General features: G+C 67.8%; 24 protein-coding genes and 1 pseudogene. All 25 read right to left on the reverse strand.

Annotation, left to right across the window (positions count from 1 at the left end; all coding sequences use genetic code 11):
* Window positions 1–203 (reverse strand): head decoration protein (locus tag WFP39_RS06250; RefSeq protein WP_336918381.1); only part of this gene is annotated, 203 nt, incomplete at its 3' end.
* A gap of 11 nt (window positions 204–214) precedes the next feature.
* Window positions 215–1,585 carry a S49 family peptidase gene (locus WFP39_RS06255; protein ID WP_336918382.1) on the reverse strand — a complete coding sequence of 457 codons (1,371 nt, stop codon included), beginning with the start codon at window positions 1,583–1,585 and terminating at the stop codon, window positions 215–217.
* Window positions 1,586–1,595: 10 nt separating this feature from the next.
* On the reverse strand, window positions 1,596–1,934 hold the full coding sequence (locus WFP39_RS06260; protein WP_188236042.1) for a MerR family transcriptional regulator: 339 nt from the start codon (window positions 1,932–1,934) through the stop codon (window positions 1,596–1,598).
* Between the two features lie 10 nt (window positions 1,935–1,944).
* Window positions 1,945–3,417, reverse strand: a complete 1,473-nt coding sequence (locus tag WFP39_RS06265; RefSeq protein WP_336918384.1) for a phage portal protein — start codon at window positions 3,415–3,417, stop codon at window positions 1,945–1,947.
* Window positions 3,418–3,420: 3 nt separating this feature from the next.
* Window positions 3,421–3,633, reverse strand: coding sequence for a phage head-tail joining protein (locus WFP39_RS06270; protein WP_188236044.1), 213 nt, complete (start codon window positions 3,631–3,633; stop codon window positions 3,421–3,423).
* Between the two features lie 10 nt (window positions 3,634–3,643).
* Window positions 3,644–5,686, reverse strand: coding sequence for a phage terminase large subunit family protein (locus WFP39_RS06275; protein WP_336918386.1), 2,043 nt, complete (start codon window positions 5,684–5,686; stop codon window positions 3,644–3,646).
* Window positions 5,631–6,209, reverse strand: a complete 579-nt coding sequence (locus tag WFP39_RS06280; protein WP_336918387.1) for an elements of external origin — start codon at window positions 6,207–6,209, stop codon at window positions 5,631–5,633. Before WFP39_RS06280 ends, WFP39_RS06275 begins: the two co-directional genes overlap by 56 nt.
* Before the next feature lie 29 nt (window positions 6,210–6,238).
* A complete protein-coding gene (locus tag WFP39_RS06285) occupies window positions 6,239–6,499 on the reverse strand; it encodes a DUF7220 family protein (RefSeq protein ID WP_051220904.1) in 261 nt (86 codons plus the stop codon).
* On the reverse strand, window positions 6,496–6,978 hold the full coding sequence (locus WFP39_RS06290) for a hypothetical protein (protein ID WP_027442683.1): 483 nt from the start codon (window positions 6,976–6,978) through the stop codon (window positions 6,496–6,498). Before WFP39_RS06290 ends, WFP39_RS06285 begins: the two co-directional genes overlap by 4 nt.
* A gap of 202 nt (window positions 6,979–7,180) precedes the next feature.
* A pseudogene (locus WFP39_RS15230) lies at window positions 7,181–7,690 on the reverse strand (DNA cytosine methyltransferase); the annotation flags it as partial.
* 1 nt (window position 7,691) lies between these two features.
* A complete protein-coding gene (locus WFP39_RS06300; RefSeq protein ID WP_027442681.1) occupies window positions 7,692–9,068 on the reverse strand; it encodes a site-specific DNA-methyltransferase in 1,377 nt (458 codons plus the stop codon).
* A 535-nt stretch (window positions 9,069–9,603) separates the two neighbouring features.
* Entirely contained in the window at window positions 9,604–10,122 is a 519-nt protein-coding gene (locus WFP39_RS06305) for a GNAT family N-acetyltransferase (RefSeq protein WP_086620132.1), read from the reverse strand.
* On the reverse strand, window positions 10,119–10,394 hold the full coding sequence (locus WFP39_RS06310; RefSeq protein WP_086620131.1) for a type II toxin-antitoxin system TacA family antitoxin: 276 nt from the start codon (window positions 10,392–10,394) through the stop codon (window positions 10,119–10,121). The genes WFP39_RS06305 and WFP39_RS06310 overlap by 4 nt, the downstream gene beginning before the upstream one ends.
* A 54-nt stretch (window positions 10,395–10,448) precedes the next feature.
* Window positions 10,449–10,901 (reverse strand): DUF6362 family protein, encoded by a 453-nt coding sequence (locus tag WFP39_RS06315; RefSeq protein WP_336918395.1) that lies wholly within the window; start codon window positions 10,899–10,901, stop codon window positions 10,449–10,451.
* A complete protein-coding gene (locus WFP39_RS06320) occupies window positions 10,898–11,434 on the reverse strand; it encodes a crossover junction endodeoxyribonuclease RuvC (protein ID WP_336918397.1) in 537 nt (178 codons plus the stop codon). Before WFP39_RS06320 ends, WFP39_RS06315 begins: the two co-directional genes overlap by 4 nt.
* Window positions 11,435–11,865: 431 nt before the next feature.
* A complete protein-coding gene (locus WFP39_RS06325; protein ID WP_336918398.1) occupies window positions 11,866–14,187 on the reverse strand; it encodes an AAA family ATPase in 2,322 nt (773 codons plus the stop codon).
* Window positions 14,184–14,972, reverse strand: coding sequence for a hypothetical protein (locus WFP39_RS06330; RefSeq protein WP_188236050.1), 789 nt, complete (start codon window positions 14,970–14,972; stop codon window positions 14,184–14,186). Before WFP39_RS06330 ends, WFP39_RS06325 begins: the two co-directional genes overlap by 4 nt.
* Complete coding sequence (locus WFP39_RS06335; protein WP_223181236.1) at window positions 14,972–15,379, reverse strand: DUF6511 domain-containing protein; 408 nt, start codon at window positions 15,377–15,379, stop codon at window positions 14,972–14,974. Before WFP39_RS06335 ends, WFP39_RS06330 begins: the two co-directional genes overlap by 1 nt.
* Window positions 15,380–15,382: 3 nt before the next feature.
* Window positions 15,383–17,071, reverse strand: coding sequence for a DEAD/DEAH box helicase (locus WFP39_RS06340; protein ID WP_336918399.1), 1,689 nt, complete (start codon window positions 17,069–17,071; stop codon window positions 15,383–15,385).
* A gap of 7 nt (window positions 17,072–17,078) precedes the next feature.
* Complete coding sequence (locus WFP39_RS06345; protein WP_336918400.1) at window positions 17,079–17,678, reverse strand: hypothetical protein; 600 nt, start codon at window positions 17,676–17,678, stop codon at window positions 17,079–17,081.
* 18 nt (window positions 17,679–17,696) lie between these two features.
* Window positions 17,697–18,584 carry an ATP-binding protein gene (locus WFP39_RS06350; protein WP_336918401.1) on the reverse strand — a complete coding sequence of 296 codons (888 nt, stop codon included), beginning with the start codon at window positions 18,582–18,584 and terminating at the stop codon, window positions 17,697–17,699.
* Window positions 18,584–18,880, reverse strand: a complete 297-nt coding sequence (locus WFP39_RS06355; protein WP_336918402.1) for a hypothetical protein — start codon at window positions 18,878–18,880, stop codon at window positions 18,584–18,586. The genes WFP39_RS06350 and WFP39_RS06355 overlap by 1 nt, the downstream gene beginning before the upstream one ends.
* Window positions 18,877–19,365, reverse strand: coding sequence for a hypothetical protein (locus tag WFP39_RS06360; RefSeq protein ID WP_188236055.1), 489 nt, complete (start codon window positions 19,363–19,365; stop codon window positions 18,877–18,879). The genes WFP39_RS06355 and WFP39_RS06360 overlap by 4 nt, the downstream gene beginning before the upstream one ends.
* 10 nt (window positions 19,366–19,375) lie before the next feature.
* Window positions 19,376–19,585: a helix-turn-helix transcriptional regulator gene (locus WFP39_RS06365; RefSeq protein WP_050474479.1), complete on the reverse strand. Its 210-nt coding sequence runs from the start codon at window positions 19,583–19,585 to the stop codon at window positions 19,376–19,378.
* Window positions 19,586–19,686: 101 nt separating this feature from the next.
* Window positions 19,687–20,583 (reverse strand): hypothetical protein, encoded by an 897-nt coding sequence (locus WFP39_RS06370; RefSeq protein WP_336918408.1) that lies wholly within the window; start codon window positions 20,581–20,583, stop codon window positions 19,687–19,689.
* Window positions 20,584–20,600 lie beyond the last annotated feature (17 nt).

A 20,600-nucleotide genomic window follows, 5' to 3' on the forward strand; every position in this document is an offset into this window, starting at 1 on the left:
CTTGCGACTTCCGCGCCCTCGTCACCGACAACCTGGGCCGCCGGCGAGAGCCGGTACTTGCCCGAAGCGGTGATCCGCCCGAGCACGGAACCGAGTGCATAGCTCGTTCCGGCCTTGAGCGTGACGGTCTCGCGGCAGTAGCTCGCATTGAGCTCATACTTGAGAAGATCGCCCAGCGTGGGCGGCATGGTCAGCGCGGGCATGGATCACCTCCTCATGCGTTGCGGTTGGTGGTCGCGGCGCGCTCTCGCGCACGGCGGACGATGGGGCTGTCGCCGCCGTTCGATGCCGGCGAACCGGCCGGTGACGGCGCCACGGCGACGACAGAGCTCGCCTCAGCGCGTGCCGCGAGGGCGTCAAGGATGGAGCTTCGCAGCGCATGCGGCGCCACTCCATTCGCCATGGCGTCGGCGGCGTCGATGGCGACGCCCAGCCGGGCGCCTTGGGCGGCGATCGCGGCGATCTCGGCATATTCGGCCCGGAGCCGCTCGGCTGCAGCCTCAGCCGGGGCTTCGGGCGAAGCCGGTGCGGAGACGGGAGCCGCCGGTGCAGGTTCCGGTGCCTGGCCGTCGTCCACCTGGGATTCCGGAGGATTGGAGGCGGGCGCATCCGTCTCGATGTTGGCGGCTGTATCGTTCGCCACTTCGGTATCGGTGGTCATGTCGAGCTTGCTCCTTGGAGGTTGAACGGCAGAGGTGCGCCGCTGGGCGCCTGCCTTCGCCGGGGCGAGACCCCGGCTTCGGACCGGTCGATCGAGCGTCGCGGCGAGGTCGGCGAGGGCCTGGTCGACGCTGCCCAAGCGGTCCGCGAAACCGATGTCGATACCGCGCCGGCCGCGATAGATGGCAGCCTGTGTTGCGCGGACCGCGTCCGGGCTCATGTTCCGGTTGCGCGCGATGAGCGCGACGAGTTCGTCATGCAGCGCATCGACATCGGCCTGGATGTCGGCGAAGGCCTCAGGCGAGAGCGGCTCGTGGAGATTGCCATCGACCTTCTTCGCGCCCGCGTGGATGAGCGTCCACTTGAGGCCGGCCATCGCGTCGGCGGCGCTCTCGTCGACATGGATGGCGACGACGCCGACCGAGCCGACCTCACCGGTGCGGGTAACGTAGAGACGGTCGGCGGCGCTCGCGATGGCGAAGGCGGCCGACAGCGCGCTTTCGCTCGCCACCGCCCAGAGCGGCTTCTGCGCGGCTTCGCGCAGGGACACGAGGCGATCGACCAGATCGAACAGACCGCCGACCTCGCCGCCCGGCGAGTCGAGCTCGAGCAGCACGGCGCGGGCCGAGGGCTCCGCGAAGGCCGCCGCGACGGCGCTGCCGATCGCGCCATAGTCGGTCGCGCCGAAGAGCGCCGTCAGCCAGTCGCCCCGGCCCACCAGCGGTCCGAGCACCGGCACCACGGCGATGCCGCTCTCGGTCACCGTGAAGCCACGCGATGCCGCCCGATCGGCGTCGGGGAGGATCGGCGTGATTGCAGATCGCGCATGGACGGTCAGATCGGCGGCGAGCAGTCCGTCGAGCGCGCGCGGCGCGATCGCCAGCGGCTGGCCCAAGAGCCGAGCGAGATAGGACCGATGCATCATTGGCACGTCCTTAGGCGAGGAGCCTCGTACGGACGCGCGCGGCGATCGCGGTCATGTCGAGGCGAATTTCTGCGTCGCCGATGCGGGCGGTCAGAACATCCTGCCCCGCCGTCTCCAAGGGCGAGTGACCGATGATCGTAGCCGCACGCGACACGGGAAGCCCCAGTACCTGCAACTGTTTGATCGCAGCCAGATGGATGGCGTCCCGGAGCGTGAAGGGACGGTGAACGCCGCGCCGCGTCGGATGGATCGGATTGACATATTGCAGATTGATCCATTTGTGGATGCACGCCGGGCTGACGCCCGTGGCCGCGCAGACCGCATCGATCGTGAACGTCCGTTCGGTCATCACGACCTCCTCAGGTGTCGAGAGATTGCGCTTCCGTCGCGGGGACGGATTCATCCGTCCCGGACGGGTCGGTTGGGATGGACGCCTTGCCAAAGGCAAGCCCGAGCTGGCGCTCTCGCGCACGGTCCGCAGCGATCTCGGCGTCGACCTGGTCGGCGTCATAGCCGCGCTCGGCGAGCGCCTGGGTGCGGCTCTTGAGCCCCGCCTCGATCTGCTCGATCTCGGCGCGGGCATCCTTCAGCGGATCGACCCAGTCCCATTTGGGCGGCAGCCAGGAACAGGCAATGTGGTCACGGCGGCGCGCCTCGTAATCGGGAAGGTCGAGAGTGCCGGCCATGACCGCCGTATCCATCCAGCGCGCCCAGACGCGCCGACAGATCTGCCAGACCATGACCGAATGCTGATAGGCCTCGATGCGGCGGCGGAACTCGAGGAGCGCGAGGCGCGAGTTCGAGTAGTTCGCCTTCAACATGTCGTTCGACAGATATGCGTACGGAATGCCGAGCGCCGCCGAGACCTGCAGGAGCGTGCGGTACTGGAACGGCTCGTAGGTCTGCCCGACATCCGCCGGCGCCGAGGTCTGCACCTCCTCGCCCGGCTCCAGCATCACGATCTGGCCGGGCTGCAGATCCATCGTCCGCTCGCCGCTCTCGTCGCTCTCGGCGATGTCAAAGGGCTCGGCCGGTGCCGGCGTGGTGATGAAGAGCGCATGCATCGCCGCGACCTTCTTCCGGTCGAGCTCGGCATCGTCGTACTGGTCGAGCAGGAACAGTTTCACGATCCCCGGCGCGAAGCGCGAGACGCCCCGCAGCTGCCCGGCATCGACCGGATCGATCACGTGGATGACCTCGGATGCAGGAACACGAACGGTCTCGCCCATGAGCCCCGGATCGGTCACGTCGCCCGGGTGCCGGCGCAGGAAGTGATAGGCGACGCGCCTGCCGATGCCATCGAACTCGATGCCCTGGCGGACGACATTGCCGCCGGGAAGCTGCTCGTTGCGGCTGAGCGGCAGCATCTCGGAGGGGATCATCTGCAGCTGCAGCGGCACCACGAGCCCGTCCTCGGGCCGGCGCGGACGGAAGCGGAGGAACACCTCGCCGGCGATGAACACCTCGCGCGCGGCGCGCCGTTGCAGGCCATAGAAATCGGTGAACCCCTCCGCATCACTGTCGTCGGTCCAGTCGAGCCAAAGCCGCTGCACGCGCGCCTTGAGATCAGCGTCAGCGATCAGCGAGGACGGCTTGATGCCGTTGCCCACCACATTCCCGGCCCAGCTCTCGATCGCGTTCGCCGCATAGCCATTGTTGCGCACCAGCCAGCGGGCGCGCGCGGTGATGTCGGCGCCGGCAGCCGCGATCAGCGTGTTGAGATGCGCCCGGCTCGGCTGGAAGTGCCGCAGCCTGCGGCTTGCCTGCCCCGCTTCGAAGCCGCCCACCAGCGCGCCGATGCGGCGGCGCCACCGTGTGATCGATTCCAGCACGGGTCACAGCCCCTTGGTTGCCGTCGTGCGAACGATGCGGCGGCGCGCGCCGGTCTGCGCCTCGGCGATCCGCCGTTCGAGGTCGCCGAGGGCGGAGGCCATTTCGGCATCGCTCGCATAGGTGATGCGGCGCCCCTCGATCTCGACGGTGCGCACGCCGCGCCAACGGGCGGCGAGCAGCGCATCGCGGCGCGCGATCATGTCCTCAAGCGTCATGGTCCTGGTCTCAAACGAGATAGCTGGGCGTGATCACCCGTCGGCCGCGCCGGGCTGGCGCGCGTCGCACCAGACCCGCGGAGGCGATCCCTGGCGTGCCGTGGTGAGAACCAGCAGTCTCTGGCGCCACCGGGGCACACCGATCGAGCGAACCCACCTGGCCTTCGAGATCGCGCCACCGGGCTTCCCCCCAGCGGTCGGCGCCGGCGATCCAGGCGGCAGCGCGGGCGTAGACCCGGCAGTCGAGCGCCTCGTTCCTCTCGCGCAGCTTCTGCCATTCGAGCCGGGCAAAGCCGCGCCGGTTGCGCACGGTGACCAGCTGCTCGGCGGTGAGCTGGCGCAGCCACTCGCTCTCGATCCAGTCGGGCAGATGGATCGTGCCCGGCGGGAAGCCGGCGCCGGCCGCGCGCTCCTCGGCAGTCGGGCGCGCGAGCCGCAGGAAGCGGTAGGTCTCGGCCTTGAAGCTCGAGACCGCGACGGTCCACAGCCGCGCGCCGCGCCGCAGGCGCCGCCCGTTCTCGGTGGCATCGACATAGGTGGGCCCCGAGACCGGGCTGGAGCGGTTGAACCCCTCCACCCCCTTGACGGCGGCGACCTGGGCAAAGCCGACGCTGCGCGCCCAGGCATAGACCGCCGGGGCCTCGTAGCCCGTGTCGATCGCGAGCCGGGCGATGCGCAGCTGCGCGCCGTGCTCGTGCGGCCAGGGGCGGTCGAGGAGCGCGCTCAGCCGCTCCCAGGCTTCCTGCCGGTCCGGCCCGCCCTCGATGACGATATGATCAACGAGCCAGCTTTCGAGGCCGCGGCCCCAGGCCCAGACATCGACCTCGATGCGGTCCTTCTGCACGTCGGACCCAGCGGTCAGGAACAGCCCGCCCGCGGGCACGGTGCCGGCCGGCCAGCTTTCCCTGCGATCGTAGAGCCGCTGCCAGTCGGGCGCCTCGCCGCTCTCGACCCAGGTCTCGCCCAGCACGGTGTTGCGAAACACCTTGATCGCCTCGTCAGAGCCTTGCGCCGCCTCCCAGCTGCGCGCGATCCGCGCCCAGCTCAGCCAGCCCACCGGCGAGTAGAGCGCCGAGAGATGGTAGCCGGTCGTGGCAGGATCGGCGGCGGTCGCGGTGGCGCGCCATTCGCCGGCTTCCAGCATCGCCGTCTTGTGGTGCTCGGCGATGGGCGCCTCGCAGCCCTCGCAGACATATTCCGCCGTCTCGGGCTGGCCCTTGTGCCAGCGCAGCCGCTCGAACTTCAGCCACTGCATCGCCCCGCAATGCGGGCAGGGCACGAAGTAGCGGCGCTGGTCGGAGGCCTCGAACTCGCGCTCGATCCGGCTCACCCCGCGGATGGTGGGCGTCGAGACCAGCAGCACCTTGCGCCGGTGGGCGAAGGTGAGCGAGCGCGCCTCGGCGAGGCTCACCGGATCGCCCTCCTCGTCGGCCGAGGCCGGATAGGCGTCGATCTCGTCGAGGAAGATGTAGCGCGCCGGCATCGAGCGCAGGCCCACGGCCGAGTTGGCCCCCGTCATGATCAGGATGCCGCCCGCGAACTCCTTGGACAGCATGGTGTTGCCGGCATCGCGGGACCGGGCAGGCTTCACCCGCTCCCGCAGCGCCGGGCTCTCGGCGATCAGCGGATCGATGCGCTGGCGCGAATGGCGCTTGGCCAGCTCCACCGTGGGCTGAACCGCGAGCATCGGCCCCGGCGCCTGGTGGATGACATAGCCGATCCAGTTGTTGCCGGCCTCGGTCGCGCCCACCTGCGCGGCCTTCATGAACACCACCCGCTGCACCGGATCGTGCGGACCGAGCCGGTCCATGATCTCGCGCATGTAGGGCGTTCTCGCCGTGCGATAGCGCCCCGGCTCGGCCGAGGCGCGCGCGGCGAGCATCCGGTGGCGATCGGCCCAGGCGGAGACCGCGAGCAGCGGATCGGGCGCGAGACCGCGTGCCCAGGCGCGCAGGATGTCAGCCGCGCCGGCGAAGGCCTCGCCCGCCGCGCGCGCCTCAGGTGAGGTCGGGGGCCCGTGGGGCGGCAAGCTCCTCGAGGTGGCTGCGGACATGGTCCTCCAGGATTTTCTGCATCGCCGCCACCTCCACGTTCACCTCCTCGCTGCACGCGGCCGAGAGCTCGGCCGCCATCAGCGCCGCCACCCGCGCCGGCCAGGTGACCCATGCCTCGCGCTCCTCGCGCGCCAGACGGAAGACCAGCGCCTCGGCCCGGGCGCGCTCGACCAGCTCGCCCTTCAGCTTCTGCAGCCGGATGCGCCGCTCCTGGGCTTTCAGCACCTCGTTGGCGGTGCGCGCCTGGAGGAAGGTCATTCCACTGTTCGCCGGCGGCGCGGCCAGCCCCTGCTCGCGCAGGGTCTCGCCCACGGCGGCGACGGCGGCCTCGGGCACGGGCCTGACGCGCTCTGCCGGGCCGCGGCGGGATCTGGCCGGATCGGTGGCCTCGGCGCGGCGCACATCGGAAGCGGCGGCATCGATCGAGCCGTCGGGATGCAGCACCAGCCGCCCGGCGGCGCGCGCCTTCTGCACCGCGCCGCGCGAGATCCCGGCATGCGCCGCATATTGCCGCTCGCTCATGCCCATGGGTGCGGGAGTTCCGTTGGCAGTCATGTCACCGACCGATCAGGCCTTGCCGATCCTTGCCCCAGCGCCTGGCGCTCCCGCAGCTGCTCGAACAGCCGCCGCAGCGCATAGGAGCGCGCAAGGCTCACCAGCGTGAACATGGCGCCGATCATCAGGTTCTGCGCCAGCGTCGCATACAGGCCGAAGATCGGAAAGATCAGGACCTGCGTGACGACCGCGACGCCGTAGCCGACGGCGACGTTGGCAAGGGACTCGACCAGCGACATGAGGCGGGATTGCTTCATGCCTCTGCCTCATCCATCGCCCAGCAGTTCAGCCGCCAGAGTTCGCAGCGCATGCGCTGCAACCAGCGGGACCACGCCATTGCCACAGAGCCGAAGCCGGTCCACCCGGTGGGCCAGCCCATCAGCGCCTCGACGAACAGCGGGTTCAAGGTCCGGGGCGATGGCGAGATATCGCGCCCAGCCATCGACGTCACCAGGACCTGGCGGCCAAGCAGGCCGTTCACCGGTGTGTTCGCCAATGTCGTCGCCCCATCCTTGTGATCCCGCGCCGTCGGCGTCATCCACATCCCCGCCGCATGGGTCAGGTCGGCACTCCTGCGGTTGCCCGCGCTCGGCTTGCAGCCGTCGTTCGCCATCGGCGTCGGCCAATCCCGCGCCATCCGGTCCAGACCCTTCTCGTCCTTCCTTTCCCCACCTCGGCTGCGAAAGCTGTCGGTCTGCGGCGTCGGCCACAACGCGGCCGTCGTCGCGAGGTTCATGCCGTGCTGCCCCGCTGCCTGCGAGGGCGTCGGCTTCGTCTGCCGGTTTTCGTTGGCGCTGGCGCGGGGCGTCGGCCAGAGCCGCAGCAGTTCCGTCCGGTTCCCGCCACTCGACCGGGTTCCAGAGCAGGCGCGCGGGGTCGGCCAGCTCGTCCCCCTCGCGAATGGCGAGGATGAACAGACGCTCGCGTTTGTGGGGAGCGCCGACTTCCGCCGCTGTGAAGAGGCCCGCCGCAAGGCGGTAGCCCATGCCGACCAGTCCTGCGGCGACTTCGGGGAAACCGAGGCGGAGATGATGGGCGACATTTTCGAGGAAGACGAAGGGCGGCTCGACCTCGCCGATGATACGGGCGACATGAGGCCAGAGGTGGCGTGGGTCGTCGGCACCCCGGCGCTTGCCCGCGACGGAGAACGGCTGGCACGGATAGCCCGCAGTGACGATGTCCACCGCGCCGCGCCACGGGCGGCCGTCGAAGGTGCCAACATCGTCCCAGACAACAGCCTGATCCAGGGACGCGTCTTCCATCCGCGCCACGAGAGTGGCTGCGGCGTAGGTTTCCCGTTCGACATGGCCCACAGCACGATATCCGGGGATGGCGATGGCGAGCCCAAGGTCGAGACCGCCTGCGCCGGAGCAGAGGGAGAGGCCGAACAGGCACGCATCTCCCGCTCCGGAATCGTCTCCGGAGGAAGGTAAAGCCAAGTCATGCATGTCACGCGGCGGTCTTGCGCTTTCGCGCGGGTTCAGGGGCGGTGTCCATGTCCGGCGTATCGGCCATGGGTTCCGTGCCGTCGCCCAACCGCTCGGCTTTCACCTCGGCAAAGGTCCGCCCGTTGCCCTCGAGGATCGCCTCGCGGCCCGTGGCGGCCTGCCAGCGTTCGATCGCGACATCGACATAGGCCGGGCTGATCTCCATCGCGAAGACACGCCGGCCGTTGGCCTCACCGGCCATGATCTGAGTGCCCGAGCCGCAGAACGGCTCGTAGCACAGCCCGCCGCGCTCGACGTGCTGGCGCATCGGGATGGCGAAGGCATCCACCGGCTTGGGCGTCGGATGATCGGGGCGCTCCTCGCCGGCAGGCACGGCCATCTCCCAGGTCGAGGGCAGCGTCTCCTCGGCGACCTTCGGCGGACGGTGCGGGCGGCGCCAGCCCATGAAGCAGGGCTCGTGCTTCCACAGATAATGCGAGCGGGTGAGCACGCCGCGGTCCTTCACCCAGATGATCTGCTGATGGACGAAGGCGCCGGCCTTCTCCCAGCAGGCTTCCAGCATCGCCTGGCGGCGGGACGCGTGCCAGCAATACCACGCGGCATCCTCGGTGATCGCCTCGGCAATGGCCGCGGCGATGAAGCCGTCGTAGAGTTCCGCGCCCTGCGAACTGTCGTCCCAGGTCACCCCATAGGACTGCGACCAGTCCTTGTTCCGCGTCGGGTGGTTCGCGCCGTCGTAGTCCACGAGATAGGGCGGGTCGGTGGCAAAGAGCACGGCGCGCTCGCCGTTCATCAGGCGGCGGACGTCCTCATGGTTGGTGCTGTCGCCGCAGAGCAGACGGTGGTGCCCGAGGATCCACAAATCGCCCCTGCGTGAGGCCGGGTTGCGCGGCGGCTCGGGGATGGTCACCGGCGGAAACGAGCCGCCAGCCCCGCCGTCTTCATCGTCTGCGTCCGGGTCGAGCGCGAGGAGCTTGTCGAGTTCGCCGTCGGAGAAGCCGACCAGCGACAGATCGAAGTCCTCGGCCAGCAGTCCCTGCAGCTCGGCGGAGAGCAACGCCTCGTCCCAGCTTCCGAGTTCCGTCAGCTTGTTGTCCGCGATGCGGTAGGCCCGGCGCTGCGCGGGCGTGAGATGCCCGAGCACGATCACCGGCGCCTCCTTCAGCCCGAGCTGGCTCGCCGCCAGAACGCGGCCGTGGCCCGCGATCAGCTCCCCGTCCTCGGCCACGAGGCAGGGCACGGTCCAGCCGAACTCGGCCATGCTGGCGGCGATCTTCGCCACCTGCTCGGCCCCATGCTGCTTCGCGTTCCCGGCATAGGGCTTGAGGCGCGCGAGCGGCCACGTCTCGATCCGGTCGGGTGCAAAGGCAAGGGTCATGGATAAGAGGAACCGATGAGGGGTCAGGAACGCGGGAGCGGCGGCACCGGCGCTGGTGGCCGCTGATTGGCCAGGCTGGCTCAGCGGCCGAAGCCTCGACGCGCATGCAGCCGATGGGCAGCTTGCTCGATTGGGCGAACGGGAGAGTGGATCCTGCGGTGGATTCCACGGTGGATCGCCTGTGGACTCCGGGTGGATTCTGCAGGCCAGCAGGAAGCCACCCGGAAGCCAGCCCGGGCCTTCGGCTATCCAACGGAAATCACGCGTCTTTCTGCGACCATCGGACGGCCGGTGGCTTCCGTCAGTAGGGGGTGGCTTCCCAGAAAATCGGCCCATGCCAAGCCAAACGCCGCGCCTCGCCCGCCAGCATACGATTTCCGCCAGGAAGGACCCGCGAACTCGTCTGGAAGCGGGACCAAGGCCGCGACGCGCGCGCCTCTCCCGAGGATAGCCAGAATCTACCCAAGAACCGGGGTTTTCGTCTCTTCGAAAAGTGTCCGGCGGACACTTTCCGCCTCGCTTCGCGAGATTGCGGTCACTCGCCGAGGAGCGCTCGCAGATCTTTCATCAGCAGGAAGAGATGATACGGGTCGGTCGGGCTTGGCTCGAAGTCAAGCGCCTCATACCAGGCGCGCGCTTCGTCGTCCTTGGCATGTACGAGCAGTGCTCGGATACCAGCAATCTCGGCCGCTTGGGCCGTGCGGAGCAGCGCGTCCTTGAGCAACCCCTTGCCCAGTCCCTTTCCCTGCTCGGATCGGTCGATGGCAAGACGAGCGAGGAGCATCACCGGAATCGGGTGACGAGCCAGCCCCTTGCCGACCCGACCAGGCGCATCGCCATGTTCGACGGCGCCGACCGCGAGGCTGTAGTAGCCCACGACGCGCTGCCCTTCGTGACAAACGACATAGGTCTGAGCGCTGCCCGCTTTCTGGCTGACCAGCGCGTGGCGTTGCAGGAATCGATTCAGGGGCTCTTTGCCGCAATCAAACGCGTCAACGCTATGGGAAGCGTCGAGCTTTCGGACGGCAGAGAACGCTTGGTCCTCCGCCGTCACTCAAGCACGCTCTTCTTGGCGAGCAGTTTGGCGAGGCGCGGCTTGCTCTGGACGGGACGGTCGAGAACATCCTGGAAGGCTTGCCACTGGGCGTCGTCCAGCCGGAACAAGCGCCGATCGACCAGCGCTTCCTCGGCGGCATGGATGCCCGCTTCGAGCAGGAACTCCGTCACGTTCTTGTGCGAAAACGTGGCCGCTCGCTGCAGCAGCGCCTTCATGCTCGGCGTGGTGCGCACCTCGATACGTTCGGACTTGGCTTCGGCTGCGGGCATGGCTGATCTCCTGTCCCAGATTCCATATCATACGGACAACGTACGGACAAGAAGTTAATTGGGATGTCCAGCGGGATCGTCGCAAGCCTCCTTAACCATTTCAATCACGTAGCGCCGCGACCGGAGTCGCGGGACTTTCCGCTGATTCAGCCGCCACGCGATCACGCAGAGCGCGTAGAGCCAGTGCTCGTGCGCCGCCGAGCGCTGCAATCCCACGGTCCAGCAGATGGTTTTCCAGCGCTCGCCGTAGGCGCGCAGCCAGACAATCTTGCCGTCGATCGGATCGAGCCCCACCGTCCAGCTGAGCGTCTCCTCCATCCGGCTGATCGCGGCGGGTGACGGGATGACGCGCATCGGCTTCGGCTCCTGTCCGACCTTGTCGGCGAAGCTATGGATGACCTCCGGCCAGACGCTGAAATATCCCTGCCGCCGGGGTTCGGGCAGGCGCTTGAGCACGAAGGCCGCTTCCGCGAGACGTTCCTCGACGAGGCTCGGTGTCCACTTCACAGCACGCCTCCTCGGGTCTCCATGGCCCAGAGCAGGATCGCGATGGCGTCGGCCTCGTTGTCGTCAGCGGGCTGGAAGCCCCGCTGGCGAATGGCAGCGACGACAGCATCCTTGCCGGCATTGCCCTTGCCCGTGGCGAAGCGCTTGATCGTGCCGACTGGGACACCCTGGTAGGCAACGCCCTCCCTCTCGCACCAGGCGCTCAGTGTGGCGAGGAAGCCGCCATAGATGTGCGCGGCGTCGGTTCCGGCATGTCGCCGGACCTCCTCGAAGACGACGCGGCCGATGCCTCGCGACAGCATCGCCAGCTCGATGAGCCAGTCGGCAAAGCGCAGGTAGCGCATGCCGCCGCCTTCGAAACGACGGGATCGGAAGTCCTCGGTGCCGGAGACGATGCACCCATCGCAGGTGCGCAGCGCCCAGCCCGTTCTGGTGCCGAGATCGAGCGCGAGGATGGCGCCGCCCGCATCCGCAGAGGCGACGGGCGCAGGTGGGCGGTCGGCTACAAGGACGGGTGATGGATGCAAGCTCATGCGGGTCGATCCTTTTCGTGTGCTGTTGCGGATGAGAGGTCCTGCACGCCGTGCGTGCGCGAAGCCCCTGGGGGTGGGAGTGGGAGAACCCGCCTGCGGCGTTCTCCCCCACCCCCGAAGGGGGTGGCTTTCACCCCCACAACTTCTGGGGAAGGACAAAGCATTGTGAATGATGGAGAAATTCAAGTTGTGGAGGGCCGCGACAACCGATCCTTTCCCAACTTGAATCTGCGCAAAATCGCGTGGGAGCGCGAGCCGGAACAAAGGTAGTTGTGACGCGCGTTCCCAACTTGATTGTGCGCGGGACGGCTGGACGGCACGCGGCGGCGCGAAAAGCAACGAAAGTAGTTGGGAAGCTGGCCGCCCAGCTCGCCGCAACTTGCCACAACTTGATCCTGCGTAAGTCCGCGTAATCGGGATGGGCTGCCACATCACGAGGTCTCCTCCGTCTGATAGACCCAGACCAGGGGGTTCTCGACCGGCAGCGCCGCGCCGCTCTGTGGGCATTTGTAGGTGCTGGGAAGGACCGGGATCCGGACGGGCACGACCTCGCCGGTGTCGGGGTCTGCCGTCTCTTCTCCGGTCGGGAACGTCATGCCCTCGACGCAGAGATAGCCGAACTTCGAGCGCGAGATTGGCAGGCCGAACGGCGCGCCATCGCGAACGAACTTGATGAAACCCTTCGTCGCCAGCACGCTGATCCGTTCGCGGATCGTGTCCTTGCCGCCGAGCCCGGCCTGGTTCTCGAAGCTCTCGGCGAACTGCAGCGCGGTGTAGAGTCGGCCGGCCTCGGCCTCATCGAAGAGCAGTTGAAGGATCACGTCGTGTTTCCGGGTCCGTTCGGCGTCCAGCTTCTCGCCAAATTCGCGGCGCACGAGGCGCTCGCCAGAGCGGTCCACCACGACCCAGCGCCCGTCGGCCTTGTCGATGATCATCGGCTCGATGCCGGGGCCGTTGCGCAGCTCGAAATGCAGCATCCGCTCCGGCCGGCCCTCGTCGGGACGGTGCATGATCACGCCGGAGGTGTAGAAGCTGCGGAGGCTGCCCGCGCCCGAGAGCGCCATGAACGGGTCCTCGACGAGCTGTTTCTTCGTGGTCTTGCGGGTGTGATGGCAGAGGATCAGGCCGGCATCCGGGGCTACGGCGTCCCGCAGCGCTTCGACCCGCTCTTGCAGGAAGAAGAGCATCGCGGTGTTGTCGTTCTCCCCGCCGCCGTCCGGACCCCCATCGAAGAGATTGCGGATCGGGTCGATGCAGAGGATATCGGGAGCGCCATGGCCGTAGTGGGCGCGAACCGCGGCGATGGTCAGGCCCACGCCGCCGGCGTCGAGCAGCATGCGGACCTTCGGCGTGGCGACGAGATTGTCGCGCGCCGCGGCCAGGAGCGCCGGATCGATCCGGATCGCCTGAAGGCGTTCGCGCAGGTAGTGGTATTGAATCTCCGCCTGCAGATAGAAGATCCGCAAGGGCCGGCTTGGCGCGAAGCCGAGGAACGGCACGCCCGCCGCCATGTGGACGAGCAGACTGATCAGGAAATCGCTCTTGCCGACCTTGGGGGCGCCGCCGAGCACCAGCATCCCGCCGGGCGTCAGCAGCCGCGGAGCGATGATGTCCTCGGGCATCGGGCTCACGTCGTCGAGCAGTGCGCCGAGCGTGAAAACCGGAAGCGCGGACATCGGCGGAACAGCGATCCGTTCGAGGGCCGGTCCGTGGCGCTCTTCGTGCAGCCGCCAGAGGCGCTGTGCTTCCGAGGCGAGACGTTCGAGCGGCCAGCTGGGACGGAGCTGGGCGGCGTTGTACTGGCAGATCGCCTCCCACGCGTCGTCGCGGCTCATGCGGCCCTCGTGCGCCATGCGGACGTAGTGGCCGATCGCGGCGCTCGCCCCCTGGAAGCGCGTCCAGTCGTCCGAGCCGCCTTCGCGGACCGGTGTCGTCAGGACATCGGTGATCGAGGGTTTGTCCGAAGATGGGCCTGGCTCGGATCCGACCCCGGAAAGCGGCGGCATGGCATCGACCATCTCGGCGAAGTCGTGCAGATGGACCTCGACCCGCGGGCTATGGCGGCGGATGTTGACCAGCCGCTTGAACCCGCCCTTGTGATAGACGGAGCCGGCCAGGCGGATCGGCTGGTGGGCCGAGCGGAAATGCGTGTCGCCGCCGACCTTGACCGCGATGTCGCCACGCAAGCGGCACACCAGCGCGAGGTCCTCGCCCTCGGCCGGTTCGCTCAAGCGCCACCACACATGCAGCTTGTCGAGACCTTCCGGCGTCCGGCCGCCGCTTTCGACGAGAAGTGTCGGCTCGCCGAGATGACGGATGAGGTGGTCGAGCTTGGCCGCAATGTCTCCGGCGTCGAGGTCGACCAGGACCGTCTGCATCTGCTGGACATCGGCGGCCTTGGCCTTGCCGGTCTCGGCGACCGTACCCGGCACCACATAGAAGGCCGCCCCTTCGCGTGCTGCCCAACCGGCAAAGGAAACCGCCTTCTCCAGCAAACTGTCGTCGATCTCGATCCAGGCGTTGTGGGGTCGGCCCCCGCCGTGCTCCGCACGGCCATCTTCAGATTTCTTTGGGCCTTGGCCCTTGTCCACGAACCCGCGCAGCGGAACCCAGCCCTCGCAATAACCGAAGACGACGTCGAGAAAGACGGCGATCTGCTCTGGATCCGGCTCGATGTCGAACGGATCGGACTGCGGCGTAGCGTCGTTGAAGTCGCGCCAAGCGTCGAGGGAGACGACTTTGTTCTCGCTCATGCCGCCAGCCCCCAGCAGCGATCCGACCACGGGCACATCCGGCACTCGTGGAAGTCACGGCTCGTAGCGATGCGCGGCAGCAGATCCCCTGCATCGCTCGCCTGAAGGATCCGCACGGCGCGGTCGCTCATACGCTGGGCGAGCCCTGCGTCGAACGGCACGAGTTCGTGGTGCAGTTCGGCGGTGTCCTTGTTGATGGCGGTGAAGAGCGCTGGATTGTCGGAGATGCCGGGGACCTGCGGCTCCATGTAGGCCTGGTAGAGGGCGATCTGGGCGGCGTAGACCGGCTTCGCGACAACCACGCCCTTGGCCACGGTCTCGCGCCAGTTCCTGGCGTTCATCGTCTTGCATTCCCAGAGCGCGGGAACGCCGATGCCCAGCTGCTGCGGAGCAGCGGCAATGATCCCATCGACATGACCGCGGATGCGGCCACCCGCGACCGAGAAGCCGAACTGAAAGTCGGCGCCAGCCAATTGCTCGCCGTCCGGACGGTTGCCCTTGCGGGTAAAGAGATCGAACCCGGCACCGCGCAGCCAGCCGATGGCAAGATCTTCGAGCGCGTGTCCGATCTCGAAGATCCGCAGCGTCTGGCCGGAGAACTCCCGGCCCTCATCCTTTGGCGCCCCCGTGAACTCGAATTGCAGAGCGCGTTCGCACGGGTGCCCGAGGCGGGAGCCGCCGAGGTAGGTCCTGGGCGCAACCGCCGCGCGTTCAGCAGCGATCGCCTCGTCGATCACCGCATTGATGCGTTCGGCGCAGGTGGGGCGGCGGTTGTAGTCGAGCATCAGAACGGCACATCCTCGTCTTCAGCAGCAATGGCGTGCATGGCGTCCTGGAAGCCGCCGACGGCGACCTCGATGAGCGTGAGCACCTGCGCCTCCGAGAGATCGGAGAAGCGCGTCTGCCAGCCGATCTCCTCCATGATTTCGGCGACCGGCTTCATGGCGGCGCGGATCGCCGCCTTCTCCTGTTCGGTGAGATCAACCATGGCCCAGCGCTCCCGCGCCAAGCGCGTCCAGAAGCCCTGGCAGGCCATCGAGCAGAACCAGACCGAGGGGCGCGGCCAGTTCGATGGCACCGGATCGAACCAGCCAAAGCCACGGGTGGGTCGCCGGCAAACAGCACAGAGCCTTCCACGCGGATGCCAGAGCCGCCGCCGTTCCTCGGCCGTGGTAGGGGAAACAGAAGCCATGGCTCATGCCGCCCTCCCGATGGCTGCTTCGGGCGCGGCATCGGCCGCGCCGAAGACGAGGGAGCGGATGGCGTCGCGGTTGAACCGGAAGGCCAGCAGCGCCGAGGCCTGGTAGCGGGTGAGCCCGAAGTCCTGCCGGGACTCCGGCGGCAGGAAGGCGAGCTGCCGGTCGGTGGGCGGCTGGTTCAGCCAGCGGCGGGTCTTGTGGGCGCTCTCGTCGCTCTCATGCTCGTTGAGCCAGTCGTCAGCCGCTGCCAGACAGACGGTGCGCTCGCCCACGGCCAACAGATGCGGCCGCTGCTTCTGGAGGCCTCCGATGCCGTACCAACGGCCGTTCAGGAAGAAGACACCGCCCCAGGCATTGAAGCCGTTGGCGATGAGCGCGGCATCGTCGCCGAAGAGGTCACACCAGCGGAAACTCGACCGCTTCAGCAGGTCGATCTCGGTCATCACGAAGTCACCGAGCGGCGTTGCTTCGCCGCCTTCGGGACGCTCCCAGACATGCCCGCAAAGCGGGCATTCGATGGTGGCGAGCGGCACGATGGCGCCGCAGTCCGGGCAATCCTTGGTCGGCGCTTCGCCGGTAGGTTCGCGACCGTCCAGGTCGACGTCCTGCTCCAGCGATCCGTGCAGCAGGGTCGACGTGCCGAAGTCGAGCACGATGCAGTCGGTCTTGATGATGCCGGGATGCTCCTCGGGCGAGACCGTGCGCAGGCCCCGACCGACCATCTGGATCATGGTCGACTTGTAGGAGCTCGGCCGCAGCAGCACGACGCATGAGGTGGGCGGGTGATCCCACCCCTCGGTCAGCACCGCGACATTGACGACGACCCGCAGTTCGCCGGCGGCATAGGCCGCAAGGGTCGTCTTGCGGTCGCTATCGGCCATGTCGCCGTGGATCAGCCCGGCGGCGACACCGGCCGCGTTGAAGGCGGCGGTCACGTTGCGCGCGTGGTCCACGGTCGAGCAGAACACCACCGTCTGGCGCTCGCCCGCCTTTTCCCGCCAGTGGCGGATAACGGCGTCCGTGACCGGCGACCGGTTCATGATCGCGTCGACCTCGGCCATGTCGAAATCGTCGGCCGTGCGGCGCACCTTGGTGAGCTGGTCCTGGACGCCGACGTCGATCACGAAGGTGCGCGGCGGCACGAGATGCCCCGACGCGATGAGCTCCCCGATCCGGATCTGGTCGGCGACGTTCGAGAACACCAGGCGCAGACCGCGCTTGTCGCCTCGGTTGGGCGTCGCCGTGACACCGTAGATCCGGCACATGGGATTGCGCTGGAGCGCGGCGTCGATGATGCGGCGATAGCTGTCGGCGGCCGCGTGGTGCGCCTCGTCGATCACCAGGAGGTCGAGCGCAGGCAGCTGGCCGAGATTACCGGCGCGCGCCAGCGTCGGCACCATGGCGAAGGTGACCTGTCCAGCCCACGACTTCTCCTTCGCATCGACGACCGAGGTCGTGATCTTCGGGTTCACCCGGCCGAACTTGCTGCGGTTCTGCGCGGTCAGCTCGTCGCGGTGGGCGAGCACGCAGGCCTTGGCGCCGCCAGCGATCGTCGCACCAGTGACCGCCGAGAGCATGATCGTCTTGCCGGCTCCGGTCGGGGCGACACCGAGTGTGTTGCCGTGCGCATCGAGCGCGGCAAGACTGCGCTCGACGAACTGCTTCTGGCGGGGACGCAGCAGCATGGCCGCCTCACTGCGCCCAGGACGGGCGCGTGCCCGCCGCCGGCTTCGAAGACTGCGGCATGGAGGGCTGGGAAGGCTGAGCCTGCGGCTGCGCTGCTACACCGGGCACGCCACCCATGAGAGCGGCATACTCCTTGTGATCCGGCGTCACGGCCGCGCGGATCTCGTTTTTCTCCTCGCCGTTGGTGTCGGTGCCGATGTCGATCCGCGCCACGAACTCGAGCCCGTCGAGATCGGCAAAGCCGCTGATGCGACGGGCGGCCTGGGCCTGAGCGGACGTGTCCTTGTCCGAAATGCCGCGCGCAGAGTTGAGCATGCCGCGGATCAGGCTGCGGCCCATGTTCGCCCAGTCCGGCCCCTTGGGGCTGTAGAGCCCGATCAGGGTGAAGATCTTGCGCCGGGCGAAGGGCCCTCCGAGAACCGTGAACTCGCCCGAGAGATAGACCGAGCCGGTGGTCCCCCGTGTGGCGTATCCGCCGGTCCAGCCCTGCGCCGGATCATCGAATCCGCCCGGACGGATCGTCAGGCGCACCTTGGCCAGCGTGCCCTTGGGGATGAGATGGGTGTTCTGCTTGGCGTCGTTGAAATCGTTCCAGCATCCAGTCATGGCTGCAGGTCTCCTCGTTCAGGTGTTTTCGGAAATGGCAGGGGCGTCGGAGGTCGCAGCGGTCGCGGCCGGGGGCGCCCTGCGATAGGCCAGCCGTTCGCAAGCCGGCTTCACGGGGCCGCGGATCTTGGCCATCAGGCGGCCGAGATGCGGCTCCTCGATCAGGTCGAGACGGCCGGATCGATCCTTCGCCGGGAATTTCCAGGGGTTGATCGTCTGGCAGACGAAGGCACGGTACGGCGCGCCGGACTCGTCCTTGATCTCCGCCATCGTCAGGACTTCATCGACGATGCCCGGCAGCTCGAGGCCGGTCTTCGCGCCGTCGATCTGCGGCTGGAAGATGCGTCGATTGAAGTCGTCGAGCTTCTCGTCGAGGATCCCGACGAACCAGACGTTCTTCGCCCGCGTGTGCTGCAGATGCGTGAGCCACGCGATCATCTCGCGGCCGTGCAGGCCATAGGCGCCGCGGACATCGGGCTTGCCGGTCTTCTCCGAGAATGCCTCGGGCTGCCCCTTGCACCATTGGAAGCAGAGCCGCCCGGCGACGGTGATCGAGTCGATGAAGACCGTGTGGTAGCGGTCGAGCGCAGCCGGATCGCCGAAGCGCTCGCACACGGCTGCGAAGTGGGCCTCGCTGTAGACCTGGTCGTCCCGCAGCGCCGGATTGGGGCCGCCGATGAAGACCGCGAAGTCGCGGCACTCGGCCCATGTGCGCGGGCGGACGCTGTCGCCGGACCATCCCTCGATGGCGAGGTCGCCCGCCTCCAGGTCGATGAACAGCGTGGTGGCGGGGTCGAGCGTCCAGAGAAGCGAGGTCTTGCCGATCCCGGACTTGCCGAAGATCGTGCCCTTGATGCCGCGCGGCTCGGCGAGCCGCTGGTCGGCGGAAATGATCGGGAGGGCCATCACTTGCCTCCCTTCGCCGCGATCAGGGCGTCGATCGCGACATCGGCTCCGAGCGCACCGGCCTTGCGGGCCTCGTCGTGGAGGGTGCGCACCGCGTCGATTTCTCGGTAGAGGGCCGATGCCCGCTCGTTCAGACCGATGAGGGCAAATGCCAGGTCGTCGATCGAGGCCGTCCCGACCGGCTTGACGGTCTCGTCGCGACGCTCGCCAAGGGCCGGCACCCGGATGGTCTCGGGCAGCTTTTCCAGCCCGTAATGGTGCTCGCGGAGCACCGCGAGCTTCTTCGTGATGCTCATGTCGTCACCTCGCCGTTCAGGGAAAGACGGAAGCTGGGCTTGCCGGTGCGGACGGTGCGCGCGTCCTCGAAGGCGGAGCGGATGTGGCTCGGCCAGGCCGCGAACTTGCGCTCGGGCACCTTGATCGCGACATCGACGTATTCACCGGGGTCGTCGCCCTCGGCCCGGATGCGTTCGACGAGAGCGGCGAGCTTGTCCTGGTCCCAGTCGACGCGCTTCGGCAGATCGGCGATCACGGTGACCGCGCCGTCATCGAAGCGGACCGTGCCGGTGTCTTTGCCGGCAGTCTGGCGCGCTGCGTGGGCACGATCGCCGTACTTGAGCGCGACGGCCCCATCGAGCCAGTCGCAGACGGTCTTGGCGCGGCGCAGGGCGTCGGCGGCATCGTCCTGCAAGAGGGCGAGTTGCTCGGCGGGCAGAGCGGCGATGTCGCCGACGGCCATGCGGCGGAGCTCATCGAGGGAGATACGGTTTGAGATCGTCATCACCGCCCCCTCACGCCGCAGGCTTGCTGGGGTGGTCGGCAGTGCTCGCGCGGATCTGCTCGCGCTCGTACTCCTCGACGTCTTCGAGGCGGTACACGACGCGACCGCCGAGCTTGACGAAGCGCGGGCCTTCGCCCGTCCAGCGCCACCGCTCAAGCGTGCGGTGGCTGATGTTCCAGCGCGCAGCCAGGTCGATCTGGTTGAGGTGTTTCGTAGCCATCTGTGTCTCCTTCGGTTTTGGTCGAAAACCTGCGGAGACGATGGCTGGCCGGGAGGGAGAAAACCGACCCGGTCAGAGGGAGAAGAACAGAGAGAATTTCGTCAGAGCGCGAAGCCCCAGAGACCGTTCTCGGACTTCAGATAAGGTTCGAGGTCTGCCCATCGCTGCGCACCAAATGCTTGACGCAGCGTCTTCGCGCTGGAGTGGGCATGATCAAGGAGTTCCCGAGCGCTGAAGCGTCGGCCGTCCTGGTGTCCCTCAACCAGCTTGCGAATGATGGCGATATGGATGTCCGACTTGAGATCGATCGTGACGTTGCCATGGATGGTGAGTCGCTGCCCGCTCGGTGAGAGGGACAGGGGCGTATGAGGGCTGACGGCGGGTGTGCCATCGAGAAGTGCCGATAGGATTTCAGGGCTGACCGCCATTCCGTCATCGAAATCGATGGCATCGCCGATGGACACGACGAGGTGCCCCGGCAGCCCCGGTTCATGGAGCCGACCACTGGGCGTGCTGGTCAAGAGAATGCGGACATGGGGTGTTGGTCGCCTTCGGGCCGCATCAGCCACATCTGCCCAAATCTTCCGGTCCGAAAGGCGGCGCGCGAACCATATCGGGACTCGCTGAGGGCGACGGCCGATGCGTGCGTTGCCAAGCTCCCACAAAGCTCGTGGAACGAGCACTCTGGCGCCGTCGCGGGACGCAATGTCCAGCCCGACCAGCAAGCGGGCGAAGAGGACCGGGAAGTCGACCCCGTAGACTCCCATCCGCTCTTTCGGGACACCGACCCAGCCAGCAGACGGGCTGAAGTATCCGTAGCCGTTCCGTTCCGAGGACCAGATCAGGGAGACCGGCTCGTCTTCGAAATCAGCCAGCGAGGCGGCCGCCGCGTTATGGCCATCGGGACGCAGCACATTCGCCGCCAGCAATTTCCCCGCGCTGTCGGCGTGATAGTCGGAGAGCACGGAGCCGGCGACTTTGGCATCCGCGCTCTCCACGATTGAGAGGAGCAGAT

Source organism: Alteraurantiacibacter lauratis (assembly GCF_037154155.1).
GTDB classification, from domain to species: Bacteria; Pseudomonadota; Alphaproteobacteria; order Sphingomonadales; family Sphingomonadaceae; genus Alteraurantiacibacter; species Alteraurantiacibacter lauratis.